Annotated in this window: 13 protein-coding genes; 9 read left to right on the forward strand and 4 right to left on the reverse strand. The window is 50.8% G+C overall.

What is annotated here, in order from left to right:
* Positions 1-41 precede the first annotated feature (41 nt).
* From FHS77_RS08275 to FHS77_RS08305, 7 genes are all read left to right on the forward strand, one after another.
* Positions 42-671, forward strand: a complete 630-nt coding sequence (locus tag FHS77_RS08275) for an RNA-binding protein (RefSeq protein ID WP_184222236.1) — start codon at positions 42-44, stop codon at positions 669-671.
* Positions 672-694: 23 nt separating this feature from the next.
* Complete coding sequence (gene infB, locus FHS77_RS08280; RefSeq protein ID WP_184222239.1) at positions 695-3,631, forward strand: translation initiation factor IF-2; 2,937 nt, start codon at positions 695-697, stop codon at positions 3,629-3,631.
* 315 nt (positions 3,632-3,946) lie between these two features.
* A complete protein-coding gene (gene rbfA, locus FHS77_RS08285; RefSeq protein WP_184222241.1) occupies positions 3,947-4,390 on the forward strand; it encodes a 30S ribosome-binding factor RbfA in 444 nt (147 codons plus the stop codon).
* Between the two features lie 2 nt (positions 4,391-4,392).
* A complete protein-coding gene (truB, locus tag FHS77_RS08290; protein ID WP_184222243.1) occupies positions 4,393-5,373 on the forward strand; it encodes a tRNA pseudouridine(55) synthase TruB in 981 nt (326 codons plus the stop codon).
* Positions 5,374-5,646: 273 nt separating this feature from the next.
* A complete protein-coding gene (rpsO, locus tag FHS77_RS08295; protein ID WP_184222244.1) occupies positions 5,647-5,916 on the forward strand; it encodes a 30S ribosomal protein S15 in 270 nt (89 codons plus the stop codon).
* A 290-nt stretch (positions 5,917-6,206) separates the two neighbouring features.
* Positions 6,207-8,348: a polyribonucleotide nucleotidyltransferase gene (pnp, locus tag FHS77_RS08300; RefSeq protein ID WP_184222246.1), complete on the forward strand. Its 2,142-nt coding sequence runs from the start codon at positions 6,207-6,209 to the stop codon at positions 8,346-8,348.
* 84 nt (positions 8,349-8,432) lie between these two features.
* Positions 8,433-9,449 (forward strand): methyltransferase, encoded by a 1,017-nt coding sequence (locus FHS77_RS08305; protein WP_184222248.1) that lies wholly within the window; start codon positions 8,433-8,435, stop codon positions 9,447-9,449.
* Positions 9,450-9,522: 73 nt separating this feature from the next.
* On the opposite strand, the gene fabI is transcribed toward FHS77_RS08305, so the two are convergent.
* From fabI to fabA, 3 genes are all read right to left on the reverse strand, one after another.
* Complete coding sequence (gene fabI, locus FHS77_RS08310) at positions 9,523-10,341, reverse strand: enoyl-ACP reductase FabI (RefSeq protein ID WP_184222250.1); 819 nt, start codon at positions 10,339-10,341, stop codon at positions 9,523-9,525.
* A gap of 11 nt (positions 10,342-10,352) precedes the next feature.
* Positions 10,353-11,576 (reverse strand): beta-ketoacyl-ACP synthase I, encoded by a 1,224-nt coding sequence (gene fabB / locus FHS77_RS08315; RefSeq protein ID WP_184222253.1) that lies wholly within the window; start codon positions 11,574-11,576, stop codon positions 10,353-10,355.
* A gap of 171 nt (positions 11,577-11,747) precedes the next feature.
* Entirely contained in the window at positions 11,748-12,266 is a 519-nt protein-coding gene (gene fabA / locus FHS77_RS08320) for a 3-hydroxyacyl-[acyl-carrier-protein] dehydratase FabA (protein WP_184222255.1), read from the reverse strand.
* A gap of 279 nt (positions 12,267-12,545) precedes the next feature.
* Between fabA and irrA the strand changes: the two genes are divergently transcribed.
* The gene (gene irrA, locus FHS77_RS08325) at positions 12,546-12,953 is read left to right on the forward strand and encodes an iron response transcriptional regulator IrrA (RefSeq protein ID WP_374786228.1); all 408 of its coding nucleotides are present in this window, start codon (positions 12,546-12,548) and stop codon (positions 12,951-12,953) included.
* Between the two features lie 88 nt (positions 12,954-13,041).
* Here the strand turns inward: irrA and FHS77_RS08330 are convergent, their stop codons facing one another.
* Positions 13,042-13,521, reverse strand: a complete 480-nt coding sequence (locus FHS77_RS08330; RefSeq protein WP_184222259.1) for an SH3 domain-containing protein — start codon at positions 13,519-13,521, stop codon at positions 13,042-13,044.
* A gap of 342 nt (positions 13,522-13,863) precedes the next feature.
* On the opposite strand from FHS77_RS08330, the gene FHS77_RS08335 reads away from it, so the two are divergent.
* Positions 13,864-14,868 (forward strand): 2-hydroxyacid dehydrogenase, encoded by a 1,005-nt coding sequence (locus FHS77_RS08335; RefSeq protein WP_184222261.1) that lies wholly within the window; start codon positions 13,864-13,866, stop codon positions 14,866-14,868.
* Positions 14,869-15,026 lie beyond the last annotated feature (158 nt).

The raw sequence follows: 15,026 nt of genomic DNA on the forward strand, positions 1-15,026 counted from the left end.
TGCCTGCCATAAGCAGGGGTTCTTCAGTGAGGCCCATATGAATGACAGAAATTGCCATGAATGACAGAAGTTGTATCGTAACGCGTGAGAGCGGCTCTGTCGAAAACATGATAAGGTTTGTCGAAGGGCCGGATGGTTCGGTTGTGCCGGATCTGAAAGCGAATTTACCCGGGCGCGGTTGTTGGGTTACAGCAGAGCGCGGGAAAGTAGATGAGGCTGTTAAGCGTAATTTATTTGCGCGCAGCCTTAAAAAGGGTGTAACAGTTCATGCCGACCTTGGCGCGCTGGTGGATCAGCTGCTGACAAAGTCTGCGATCGGGAGTTTAGCCCTTGCCCGTAAATCTGGTGTGGTCGTAACAGGCTCTGCCAAGGTTGATGCGGATATACGTTCAGGCAATGCAATTATGGTTTTGCATGCTTTGGAAGCTTCGCCGGATGGCGTGAGAAAACTTGATCAGGCCCGCCGTGCTGTGATCCATACGCTGGGGCGTGACATCCCCGCTTTCTCTCTTTTCACAGGAGAGGAAATGGATTTGGCATTCGGGGGTGGAAATGTGATACATGCTGCCGTGCTCCAAGGAATGGCGGCGAACGGGTTCGTAAAGCGGGCGCAAATGTTGCGAAATTATCGCGGGTTGAGCGCAGCGAATTCGGAAAGTGAAACGGCGTAGGCCGTCAGGGAAACGGAAACGGAATGAGCGACAGCAAATCTAACGACGACAAGACGCTGGGCGTCGATAACAAAAAAACGTTGACCCTTAAACGGTCAAACGTTGAACAGAGCACCGTGCGCCAAAACTTCAGCCACGGACGCACGAAAGCTGTCGTCGTGGAAACGAAAAAACGCAAGTTTTCGCGACCAGACGACAAGCCTGCAGCAACAGAAGCTGTAGCAGCTAAGCCAGCTGAAACCCCTGTTGCGCCGCAAGCGGCAGCACCTGTGGCACCAGCTCCGGCACCGGTTGCTCCGGCAGCGCCTGCTGCTCCGGTTTCGGCGCCGGCTGCTGAAGTGAAGCCTGTTGTGGTTAAGCCTGCGGAAGCGCCGGCACCCGCAAAGCCTGTTGAAGCAGCCAAGCCTGCTGCACCTAAACCTGCACAGCCGCAGGCGTCTGCCCCAGCGCAGCCACAACGTGGCGGCCAGCGTCAAGGGCAGGGCCAAGGTCAGCGTAATCAGGGCGGCGGTCGCCCGCAGCGTGATGGCCAGCAGAACCGTTCGCGTTCTAATAACCAGGGTGGCGCAGTACTGAACACTTTGTCACGCAATGAAATGGACGCTCGTCGCCGCGCATTGGAAGATGCATTGTTGCGCGATGCGGAAGAGAAAAAACGTGCCGCGGAAGAAGCTGTTCGTCAGGCCGCAGAAGATGCACGCCTTGCGAAAGAGCGTGAAGAAGCTGCCCGCTTGCAAGCTATTGAAGATGCACGTCTGAAAGCCGAGGCAGAAGCCCGTCAGGCTCAGGAAAAAGAAGCTGCTAAAAACGCACCCGCACCTGCTGCTCAGGTACGTAATACACAGCATCGCTCTGACAATCAGCGCGGTGGTTCGCGTTCTGCTCCTGTTGCGGCAACGCCGATTGATCAGGTTCCGCTTAAGCCGAATACATCTGGCGTGTTGTCACGTAGCAAAAACAACAATAATGACGATGATGATCGTCGTGGTCCTGGTGCCCGTCGTGGCGGTGCTGCTACGCCTGCAAAACCTGAAGTGCGCGCACCAAAGGTTGTGAAGGGCGAAGAGGATCGCCGTCGCGGTAAACTGACACTCAACAGCAACCTTGAAGAAGACGGTGCACGTTCACGTTCATTGTCTGCGATGCGTCGCCGTCAGGAAAAGTTCAAGCGCTCCCAGATGCAGGAAGTGCGTGAAAAAATTTCCCGCGAAGTGACTATTCCTGAAACCATTACCATTCAGGAACTGGCACAGCGTATGACCGAGCGCTCTGTTGATATCATCAAATACTTGATGAAACAGGGTCAGATGATGAAGCCGGGCGATGTGATCGATTCCGATCTGGCTCAGCTGATTGCTGAAGAATTCGGCCATACCGTCAAGCGCGTTGCTGAATCTGACGTTGAAGATGGTATCTTTAACGTAGAGGATAACGAAGGTGCATTGTTGCCACGTGCGCCGGTTGTGACCATTATGGGTCACGTTGACCACGGTAAAACTTCGCTTCTTGATGCGATTCGTAAAGCCAATGTGGTATCGGGTGAAGCTGGTGGTATTACCCAGCACATCGGTGCTTATCAGGTTGAACAGAACGGCCAGAAGATCACCTTCATCGATACACCTGGTCACGCCGCATTTACACAGATGCGTGCGCGCGGTGCACAGGCAACCGACATCGCCATTCTGGTGGTTGCGGCTGATGACAGCGTGATGCCGCAGACGATTGAATCCATCAATCATGCGAAAGCTGCTGGCGTTCCGATCATTGTTGCTATCAACAAGATCGATAAGCCGACTGCTGATCCGCAGAAAGTCCGCACAACCCTCTTGCAGCACGATGTGTTTGTCGAAAGCATGGGCGGTGAAGTGCTTGATGTGGAAGTATCCGCCAAACAGCGTATGAACCTCGACAAGTTGCTTGAAGCTGTTCTGCTGCAGGCAGAAATTCTGGATCTGAAAGCTGATCCTGAGCGTACTGCTGAAGGTGTTGTCATCGAAGCGCAGCTGGACCGTGGTCGCGGTGCTGTTGCTACCGTTCTGGTACAGAAGGGTACTTTGCGCCCGGGTGAAATCATCGTCGCCGGTGGTGAATGGGGTCGTGTACGCGCACTGGTCAACGACCATGGCGCTCACGTCAAAGAAGCTGGTCCTGCAATGCCGGTCGAGATCCTCGGCCTGTCTGGTACACCGCAGGCTGGCGACCGTTTCGCTGTTGTGGCAAACGAAGCCAAGGCTCGTGAAATTTCTGAATATCGTCAGCGCCTGGCTCGTGACAAGGCTGTTGCCCGTCAGTCGGTCATGCGCGGTTCGCTCGAACAGATGATGTCGAACTTGCAGGATACCGGCCTGAAAGAATTCCCGCTTGTCATCAAGGGTGACGTGCAGGGTTCGGTTGAAGCGATTATCGCTTCGCTCGACAAGCTTGGTACGGATGAAGTTCGTGCACGTATCGTTCATGCGGGTGCCGGTGGTATTACCGAGAGCGATATTGCGTTGGCAGAAGCTTCAAACGCTGCGATCATCGGCTTTAACGTCCGTGCTAACCAGCAGGCGCGCGCCGCCTCTGAACAACAGGGCATTGAAATTCGTTACTACAACATCATCTACGATCTGTTGGATGATGTGAAATCAGCAATGTCGGGTCTGTTGTCACCAGAACGCCGTGAAACCTTTATCGGTAATGCGGAAATTCTTGAAGTCTTCAACATTACCAAAGTTGGTAAAGTGGCTGGTTGCCGTGTTGTTGATGGCAAGGTTGAGCGTGGTGCAGGTGTTCGCCTTATCCGTGATAACGTTGTTATCCACGAAGGTAAGCTCAAGACGCTCAAGCGCTTCAAGGATGAAGTATCCGAAGTGCCGATGGGTCAGGAATGCGGTATGGCCTTTGAAAATTACGATGATATGCGCGCAGGCGACGTCATTGAAGCCTTCCGCGTTGAGCATATTACCCGTACGCTCTGATTGGACGGCTTTTGAGAAGCTAATTGCGGGCGTGCGCGGCATTAAAGCTGCGCACGCCGTTTCTTCTTCTGCAAGCAGAATGAGACTTTGAATAAGATTGCATGCGACTGCTATAATCCGCCTGCGCTCCATGAATGAACGAGCCGGATTTGATATGCTGGCGGGTCTGATCCCCGCAAAGTATGGTGCAAAATGCATCCTGAAGATGCGAGTGAATTTTCAGACGGATGCACGGTCAACAAATAAACAGAGCATTTCCTTTTGTTGTCACAAAGACGGAATGTTCTCGAATAATAAAAATCGGGATTTAAAACCATGTCACGTCATCAAGGGAATGGCCCTTCGCAGCGCCAGCTTCGTGTGGGCGAACAAGTGCGCCATGCAATTGCGCAGGTGCTGCAACGCGAACAAATTCACGACGATTTGCTGGAGCAAACTGTTGTTTCTGTATCCGAAGTGCGTATGTCGCCGGATTTGAAAATTGCCACCTGCTTTATCACACCTTTGGGTGATGTTGACGGACAGGCGGTAGTGAAAGCTCTGGCCAAACACGCTAAATTTTTGCGTGGAAAAATGGCTCCATATTTGAGCCAGATGAAATATATGCCGGAATTCCGCTTCCGCATTGATACGAGCTTTGACAATTTCTCAAAAATTGATGCCTTGTTGCGTTCTCCTGAAGTGGCTCGTGATCTGGATCATTCTGCAGATGAAGCTGATGATTTGGATGACAGCAAGAGCGAGCGCGGAGCAGAATAAGCATGGCAAGACGCGGTAAGAAAAAAGGCCGTCCGGTTTCAGGCTGGGTTATTTTTGACAAGCCGAAAGGCATGGGCTCGACAGAAGCCGTCTCGAAGATAAAATGGCTTTTTAATGCGGAAAAAGCAGGCCATGCCGGCACGCTTGACCCTCTGGCCTCAGGCATGTTGCCGATTGCATTGGGCGAAGCCACCAAGACTGTTCCTTATGTTATGGACGGCACCAAGGTTTATCGTTTTCGCGTTGGTTGGGGCGAGCAGCGCTCGACCGATGATATGGAAGGTGTTGTAACCCATTCTTCCGATAAGCGTCCTTCGCGTGACGAGATTTTAGCTGCTGCGGCTAAATATGTCGGGGTGATCAGTCAGGTTCCGCCACAGTTTTCCGCCATTAAAATTGATGGCGAACGGGCTTACGATCTGGCGCGCAGCGGTGAATCCGTTGAAATTCCGTCCCGCGAAGTGGAAATCGACAGTCTTGATCTGGTGGAAATGCCGGATGAGCATTTTGCCGAATTTGAAGTTGTTTGCTCTAAAGGCACTTATGTGCGCTCACTCGCCCGTGACATGGGGCTGGATCTGGGCTGCTATGGCTATATTGCCGAATTGCGCCGCATTGAAGTGTCCCCTTTTATCGCAGAAGATTTCGTTACATTAACGGAGCTGGAACAAGCCTGGCCGCCTCTGCCTCCAAAGCCTGAAGAAGGCGAAGAAGTTGAAGACCGTCCGTTTATCGTTCGTGATTTTTCAGCCCTTGATGCTTTGGTGATTGACACTTTGGCAGCGCTTGAGTGCTTACCGCAAGTGCCATTGTCTGATGATCAGGCGCATCGTGTACGCCTTGGCAATCCGGTGATTTTGCGTGGCCGTGATGCGCCGCTGGAAGCTGATGAAGCTTGCGTTACTACTAAGGGTAAGCTTCTGGCGATTGGCCTGATTGAACAAGGTCAGTTCAAGCCGAAACGCGTATTTACTTCACTTTGACGAAGCTTTCTGGCGGTGTGTCTTCCATGTCGCCAGAACTTGTTTTCAGTGACTTGATTATAAGCAAATTACTGGCAAAGCCAAATATGAGCAGCATACTCAGCAGGCTGAAAGCCAATTAAACGCGACACGCTCTAGTAATATTGCCTTATTTCGATTATATGCACTGCATTGGTTCTGTATTTTTAAAAGTTCAGACTCATTTTAACGGCCTTAGCTGGACGACATCCCGGCTCGGGCATCCCATTTCCCTCTCTTTAGAAAGGTATTACGATGTCGATTACAGCAGAACGTAAAGCAGCTTTGATCAAAGAATATGCAACCAAAGAAGGTGACACCGGTTCACCTGAAGTACAGGTTGCTGTTCTTTCTGAACGCATTGCAAACCTGACCGAGCACTTCAAAGGCCACAAGAATGATAACCATTCACGTCGCGGTCTGTTGAAGCTGGTTTCCCAGCGTCGTCGTCTTCTCGACTACGTAAAGGGCGTTGACCATGCTCGTTACCAGGCGCTCATCAGCCGTCTTGGCCTGCGTCGCTAAAATAAATTACGGGCGATGTTGTTTAAACGTCGCCCGTTACTCTATGGGCTTGTAATTGAGCTCTGAAATGATCGTCATGGGGCAGGATTGCCGGTGGTTTTAAAAATATGTTTTCCAAAAGCGGGAACCGTTTTTGAAAACTTATATACAATAAACAGAGCGCGTGGTTTGAATATGTATCGCCACTCTCTGGAGTTAAAACCACTTGTTGTCTTGCCCATGGCCATTAAGCCAACCACTGGGGTGCGGCTGCATAACATTGCGCGGCATCTCCAATTGAAGGACATATGATGTTCAATACCCACAAAGTGGAAATCGAATGGGGCGGTCGTCCGCTCATTCTCGAAACAGGTAAAGTTGCCCGTCAGGCTGACGGTGCGGTTATTGCCACTTACGGTGAAACAATGGTTCTCGCAACTGTCGTTTCTGCCAAGGAACCAAAACCGGGTCAGGATTTCTTTCCGCTGACCGTAAACTATCAGGAAAAGACCTATGCTGCCGGTAAAATTCCGGGCGGCTACTTCAAGCGTGAAGGTCGTCCAAGCGAAAACGAAACTCTCGTTTCCCGCCTGATCGACCGTCCGATCCGTCCGCTTTTTGCTGATGGTTACAAGAACGACACACAGGTTGTCATCACTGTTATTCAGCATGATCTGGAAAATGATCCGGACATCCTGTCGATGGTTGCAGCTTCAGCAGCTCTGACCCTTTCCGGTGTTCCTTTCATGGGCCCTATCGGCGCATCGCGCGTTGGTCTGATTGATGGCGAATATGTGCTCAATCCAAGCATTGATGTTCTGCCGGAATCCAGCCTTGATCTGGTTGTTGCCGGTACATCAGAAGCTGTTTTGATGGTTGAATCCGAAGCACAGGAACTCTCCGAAGAGCTGATGCTCGGCGCTGTGATGTTCGGTCACAAAGCATTCCAGCCTGTTATTGATGCCATCATCAAGCTGGCTGAAGTTGCGGCTAAAGAGCCACGCGAGTTTGAAGCAGAAGATCTGTCCGACCTCGAAGGCAAAATGCTGGCGATTGCAGAAGATGATCTGCGCGCTGCTTACAAAATCATCGACAAGCAGGCTCGTTATGCCGCTGTTGATGCTGCCAAGGCAAAAGTTAAAGCACACTTCCTGCCGGAAGATGCAGAAACAACTGAATTCTCTAAAGAACAGGTTGATACTGTATTCAAGAGCTTGCAGGCCAAGATTGTTCGTTGGAACATTCTGGATACCGGCAGCCGCATTGATGGCCGTGATCTGAGCACTGTTCGTGCGATTGATTCACAGGTTCGTTTGCTGCCACGCACCCACGGTTCATCGCTGTTTACCCGCGGTGAAACACAGGCTTTCGTTGTTGCCACACTCGGCACCGGTGAAGATGAACAGTTTATCGATTCTCTGACCGGCATGTACAAGGAATCATTCCTTCTGCATTACAACTTCCCGCCATATTCCGTTGGTGAAACCGGCCGTATGGGTTCGCCTGGCCGTCGTGAAATCGGTCATGGCAAGCTGGCATGGCGCGCAATTCATCCGATGCTGCCTGCTAAAGAACAGTTCCCTTACACCCTTCGCGTTGTTTCGGAAATTACTGAATCAAACGGTTCTTCTTCCATGGCAACTGTTTGCGGTGCATCGCTTGCTCTGATGGATGCCGGTGTTCCTCTTCAGCGTCCGGTTGCAGGTATTGCAATGGGTCTGATCAAGGAAGGTGACCGTTACGCAGTTCTGTCCGATATTCTGGGTGATGAAGATCATCTCGGCGATATGGACTTTAAGGTAGCCGGTACAGAAAACGGTATTACCGCTCTGCAGATGGACATCAAAATTGATGGCATCACACAGGAAATCATGCAGATCGCGCTGGAACAGGCTAAGGGTGGTCGCATCCATATCCTCGGCGAAATGGCAAATGCACTGAGCGGTTCGCGCGAAGAACTGGGTGAATTTGCCCCACGCATCGAAGTTATGAATATCCCAACCGACAAGATCCGTGATGTAATCGGTTCCGGCGGTAAGGTTATTCGTGAAATCGTTGAAAAGACCGGCGCGAAAATCAACATCGAAGATGACGGCACCGTTAAAATTGCTTCTTCTTCGGCGAAAGAAATCGAAGCTGCTAAAAAGTGGATTCATTCCATCGTTGCTGAACCGGAAGTCGGCGAAATCTACGAAGGTACAGTTGTTAAAACTGCTGACTTCGGTGCATTCGTGAACTTCTTCGGTCCGCGTGACGGCTTGGTACACATTTCGCAGCTTGCTTCTGACCGCGTTGCCAAAACCACTGATGTGGTGAAGGAAGGCCAGAAGGTTTGGGTTAAACTGATGGGCTTTGATGAGCGCGGTAAAGTTCGCTTGTCGATGAAAGTCGTTGATCAGGAAACCGGCAAAGAAGTTGTTGCCGAAAAGAAAGCTGAAGCAGACGCTGAGTAATCAGCTCGTTTCTTAGCAAACAGAAAAGCGCACCCAAAAGGTGCGCTTTTTTATTCATCTTAATTTGATGCAGGTGATGCGAAAATGATTTCAGGCGCGCAACAGACATTATTTCTACCATTTGAACATGAGATTTTTGACATGCCGGAAGAAGGCGCAAGCTTTCTTGCCTGTGGTATTGCTGCTGACCGGTCATTGGACGCATCATGGAAATCGGTGCTGACCTGCTTGCAACCACAGCGGCCGGATTTTCTGGCGCTGCAACGCGAAGGCTTCAAAGCCGTGCCACGTCTGGAAGGTAATGAGAGCTTTGATGGCGGTCTGTTGCTGCTTGGCAAGCATCGTGGCCGCAACGAAGCATGGCTTGCCGAGATTTTGGCGCGGGTTAAACCGGGCGGCACGATCATTGTGTCGGGTGACAAAAAACTTGGCATTGATAGTTTCCGGAAAATGGCGACCGGCATTGCGGAAATCGAAGACCGGATGTCGAAAAACCATGCGGTGGCTTTTTGGTTCAGACGCCCGGCTGATATTCCGGATGAGCAATTAGCGGGCTTAAAACCTGCACACAACCTTGTGGACGCGCTTTATTACACGCAGCCAGGTATGTTCTCATCGAATGCGGTTGATCGTGGCTCAGCGCTCCTCGTGCCTTATATGAAGGATATTCTCTTTGGTAATGTCGCTGATTACGGTGCCGGATGGGGCTATTTAAGCGCACAGGCCTTGGCGCATGCGCCGAAGCTTGAACGTCTTGATCTTTATGAGGCTGATTATGAATCGCTTCAGGCGGCGCGTGAAAATTTGAAGCACGCCGAAAAGCCTGTCGAGTTTCATTGGTTTGATCTGACCAAAGAAGCGGTTACCGGTATTTATGACACGGTGATTATGAACCCGCCTTTCCATGAAGGGCGCGCGACAGATGTTTCTTTGGGACAAAGCTTTATTACCGCTGCGGCCAGACGTTTGAAAACCGGCGGGCGATTGCTGTTGGTGGCCAATCGTCAGCTGCCATATGAAGCGGTGCTGAAAGGCTCTTTCCGTGTCGTCAATTTGTTGAAAGACGAGGGCGGCTTTAAGGTGATCGAAGCGCGTAAATAACGCGGTTCTCATGGTTATTGAGATACAAAAACGCCGCCTTAGTGTTAAGGCGGCGTTTTTTATTTCGGTATTTTTAGTCGTTGCTGGTGTCAGGCACTTTTTTCAGCTCATCAATTGATGGCATCGAAACGATATTATAGCCTGAATCCACAAAGTGAATTTCACCGGTCACACCGCTGGAAAGATCGGACAGCATGTAAAGCGCTGCTTTACCCACATCATCAATATCAACGGTACGGCGCAGCGGCGCATTGCGGCGCTGATAGGTGAAGATTTCACGTGCATCGCCAATGCCGGCACCGGCCAGTGTGCGCACAGGGCCGGCGGAAATCGCATTAACGCGGATACCCTGCGGGCCGTAATCGGAGGCCAGATAGCGAACCATAGCTTCGAGAGCAGCTTTTGCGACACCCATAACGTTATAGTTCGGGATCACGCGGGTGGAGCCGCCATAGGTCAGCGTCAGCATCGAGCCGCCGTCTTTCATCAGCTTGGCTGCGCGCTGTGCCACTTCGGTGAAGGAATAGGCAGAAATCACCATGGTGCGGCTGAAATTTTCGCGGGTTGTTACATCCGCATAACGGCCTTTCAGCTCGTTCTTGTCGGAAAAACCAATGGCGTGCACAACAAAGTCCAATCCGCCCCATTCTTTTTCGATGGTTTCGAATACTTTGTCGACAGAGGCAATATCTTCCACATCGCAAGGCAGTACGAATTTTGAGCCGGCCTGTTCAGCCAATGGCTTCACGCGCTTGCCCAATGCTTCGCCCTGATAGGTAAAAGCAAGTTCTGCGCCCTGATCGGCGAGGTTTTTTGCAATGCCCCAAGCGATTGAGTGATTATTCGCGACCCCCATAATCAGGCCGCGTTTGCCTTTCATAAGACCTTCCATATTTTTCTCCGTCAGCCCTTATAGCGCTGGAAAACCAGCGTCGCGTTCGTGCCCCCAAACCCGAACGAGTTAGACAGGACTGTATTTATTTCAGCATTATCAATACGTTTACGCACAATTGGCATATCGGCAAAAGCCGGATCTATTTCTTCAATATGTGCACTCTCGCAGATAAAGTTATTCTGCATCATCAGCAGCGAGTAAATGGCTTCCTGAACGCCGGTTGCGCCCAGTGAGTGACCGGTCAGGGATTTGGTTGCAGCAATCGGCGGGCAATTGTCGCCGGAGCCGAAAATCTTGCGGATCGATTCAATTTCCGGTGCGTCACCGGCAGGGGTCGAGGTCGCATGCGGGTTGATATAGTCGATCTTCCCTTCCACTGTGGAAAGTGCCATCTGCATGCAGCGCAAAGCGCCTTCGCCGGATGGGGCAACCATGTCGTAACCGTCTGATGTCGCACCGTAGCCAACCACTTCGCCGTAAATTTTGGCGCCGCGTGCAAGGGCGGTTTCGAGGTCTTCAAGCACCAGTACACCGGCACCACCGGCAATCACAAAACCATCGCGGTTTTTGTCATAGGCGCGGGACGCTGTGGACGGAGTGTCGTTATATTTTGAAGACATGGCGCCCATGGCGTCAAACAACACCGACAACGTCCAGTCGAGGTCTTCACAGCCACCGGCAAACATACGATCCTGCTTGCCATACTGGATCATCTCAACCGCATTGCCGATGCAATGGTTGGAGGTCGCACAGGCAGAAGAAATCGAATAATTGATGCCTTTGATTTTGAAGAAGGTCGCCAAAGTGGCGGATGCTGTCGAGCTCATCGCTTTCGGCACAGCAAAAGGACCAACGCGTTTAGGACCTTTTTCACGGGTGATGTCAGCTGATTCGACAATCGTGCGTGTGGACGGACCGCCGGAACCCATAATGATACCGGTGCGGTTGTTGGAAACCTGTTCTTCGCTTAAGCCGGCATCGGCAATTGCCTGATCCATGGCAATGTGATTCCACGCCGTACCACGGCCATGAAAACGCATGTTACGGCGATCAACCAATGCTTCAACATCGATCTTTGGTTCGCCGTGAACCTGACATCTGAAGCCCAGATCGGCATATTCCTGCGCCCGGCTGATGCCGGATTTCGCTTCACGAAGCGAGGCTGTCACCTCGTCGGTATTGTTTCCAATTGAGGATACGATCCCCATTCCGGTGACGACTACACGCCGCATAGCGCTCTCCTTTGACACCTGTGCTGCTCTTAAAGTTATGTCAGGACAGATAGGTGTGTTCTTCACATGTTTTGAGCGCGGCGTTAAAGAAAATCACTTTTCTGAACGCCACGCTCATGAAAATTTGCCCAAACTTTTACTCTGGAGCAATCAATTTTTTATAAAACTGACTTATTCGGCCGATGTGTCTTTAGAAAGACCAACGCGCAAGTCGGTTGCCGTATAAATTGTTTCGCCGTCTGCTTTCAGCCAGCCATCAGCGGTGCCCAGTACCAGACGGCCACGCATAACGCGTTTGAAATCAATGCCATACTGAAGCAGCTTGGTGTGCGGGCGCACCATGCCTTTGAACTTGACCTCGCCGGTTGAAAGCGCCATGCCGCGACCAGGTTCACCGAGCCAGCCGAGGAAAAAGCCGGTTAGCTGCCACATGCCGTCGAGACCGAGGCAGCCAGGCATGATCGGGTTGCCCTGAAAATGGCATGGGAAATACCAATCATCGGCCGATACATCATATTCAGCGCGGATATAACCTTTGCCGTGTTCGCCACCGGTTTCCGAAATTTCGGTGATGCGGTGTACCATCAGCATTGGTGGCAGCGGGAGCTGGGCATTGCCTGGACCAAACAATTCGCCGCGAGCGCAAGAAAGGAGCTCCTCGTACCCGTAGCTCGATTTTTGTTCTGCCATTACGCCTCCAAATCAAATTCTGTCTGTGACCGTCCATGCCGGTCATGAATGATAAGTTTATGTTGTAAATAGTCTTAGCACAGACTGTTTCCAACAGTAAAACCATCCTGATAGCTTTTTCCCGCAATCAATGCTATGAGGAAGGCTATTGATAGTATTATTGTGACTGCATATATCAATGGAGAAGGCCAATGAGCAACACTTCGTTGCAATTTTGGCGAATTTGGTACGAGCTGTAACGGATAAAACGTGAATATACCTGTTTTGCATGCAGATTCGATGTTGATGGAACACCGTTTACGTGACGCAGGTTTGCGGCCTACACGACAACGAGTCGCACTCGCCAATTTGATTTTCGCACGCGGTGACCGCCACTTGTCGGCAGAAGAGCTGCACGAAGAGGCAGTGGTTGCTGATGTGCCGGTTTCTCTGGCCACCGTTTATAATACGCTGCATCAGTTTACTGAAGCCGGCATGCTGCGCATCATCGCCATTGAAGGTGCCAAAACTTATTTTGATACCAATATTTCCGATCACCAGCATTTCTTCCTTGAAGGAGAAAATGTGGTGTTTGACATTCCGCACAGCGCGAAAGGCCAGCCGGTCGTGGCGAATATGCCTGATGCGCCTGAGGGCATGGAAATTGTCAATGTGGATATTATTGTGCGTCTGCGCCGCAAAAGCTAAAAATGCTTTCAAAGTGCTAAATGGTAAAAAGCTCATGGATATGTCCGTGAGCTTTTTTATTATCTCAATAGCAGAAATAATTTCAGCTTTAATCGAAAACTTCGCCCGGATAAGCGCCCCAAATCTCGCGCTGCGGCAGCCAGCCACGCACTTTATTAACCTCCAAACGGCACCATTCACCATTGCATTCGCGGATATTGGCAATGACGCCACCTTCCACTTGCGCGACGATTGAGGCAGTTGGCTCAGGTGAAGAGCGCAGTTCCAGCAAGCGTTCGGATTTTTCCCAAGGTGCGGTAATGGCCGTACGTTTGCCCGATAAAAGCGATTGGTAAATCCAGCCTTCTGTCCCATCCGCATCGCGGATACGGCGCCAGTTGTCATATTCCTGAATGATTTCCACTGGCAGACCGGCTTTCATGAAAAGCCATGATACCGCATATTCACGTCCCGGACCCACACGAATATTGGCGCGCGCAGGTTTCAAACTGACAAAACGAGGCAGGGGCAGGCCGCTTTTACCCACCGGTGTTTCGATTTTTTCTTCAGATTGTGCGTGTGCAGACATGTTCAGGCTGAGGCCTAAAACTGCTGCTGCAACTGCGATAGTGATTAATTTCAATAGTTTAGCAAGAAAAACCCGGTACACTTATCCTCGCTTTGACCCTTTTATTCGCGTCATTTCCACTGGCTGAAAACAGCTTTAAGCTGCTTGCGGCCGGTTATTTCAGGTGCGGATTTGCATGATGATGTGAAATTGCTGCATCATGAACCCGTTTTCCTTTGTCTTTGTGAATGCGCCTTGATAGATAAGAAGCGCATGAAGCTTTTTGTGATTTTGCACCTTCTTGGTTAAGGAGGTCTCAACACAGATTAATTCGGTGTGGATTCGACCAAAAAAGAGGTGAATATGTCCGTCAGGAAGAAGCCGCTGGTTGTTCTTGCTCGCAAATTGCCCGATTCGGTTGAAACACGGATGCGGGAACTGTTTGACGCGCGGCTGAATATTGATGACCACCGCATGACGCAGGCGGAAATCGTTGCGGCATTGAAAGATGCGGACGTGTTCGTGCCGACCATTAATGACATTATTGATGCATCAATGATTGAGCAGGCAGGGCCTGATCTGAAGCTGATTGCCAATTTCGGCAATGGCGTTGACAATATTGATGTGGTTGCGGCCGCTAAACGCGGCATCACTGTCACCAATACGCCCAATGTTCTGACCGAAGATACCGCCGATATGACACTGGCTTTACTACTGTCCGTGCCGCGTCGTTTGGTGGAAGGTGCCAATTCTTTGCATGAGAATGATGGCCAATGGCCGGGCTGGTCGCCGACATGGATGCTGGGGCGCCGCATCTGGGGTAAGCGCATCGGTATTATCGGTATGGGGCGTATCGGAACGGCGGTTGCACGTCGTGCCAAGGCGTTTGGCATGTCGATCCACTATCACAATCGCAAAAATGTCAGCCCTAAAGTTGAGGAAGAGCTGGAAGCGACCTATTGGGACAGCTTGGATCAGATGCTGGCGCGGATGGATATTATTTCCGTCAATTGCCCGTCAACACCGGCAACATTCCATTTATTGTCTGCACGCCGCATCGCTTTGATGCAGCCGCATGCCTATGTGGTGAATACAGCACGCGGGCAGATTATTGATGAAATGGCGCTGATCGAACAGATCGAGCAGGGTAAGCTCGCGGGTGCAGGTCTGGACGTGTTTGAACATGAGCCGGCTGTTAATCCGCGGCTGCTGGACTTGGCCAAAAAAGGCAAAGTTGTGATTCTTCCGCATATGGGGTCGGCCACTTTGGAGGGGCGTATTGATATGGGTGACAAGGTCATCATCAATATCCGCGCTTTTGTTGACGGACATCGCCCGCCGGATCGCGTATTGCCTAATAAGGTTTGATACAGCTCATATAATGGATTTTATGAGAGTCGCTTCTGTTAAAGGAGCGGCTCTTTTTGTTGGTTATTGTGGTATAACATTGAAAATAAACAATAATTCTTAGTTTTATGACTGTTGTTACAAATATTCTATTTTATATATCTAATATTGAAATTTTA

It is taken from the genome of Paenochrobactrum gallinarii (assembly GCF_014205685.1).
Lineage (GTDB): Bacteria > Pseudomonadota > Alphaproteobacteria > Rhizobiales > Rhizobiaceae > Paenochrobactrum > Paenochrobactrum gallinarii.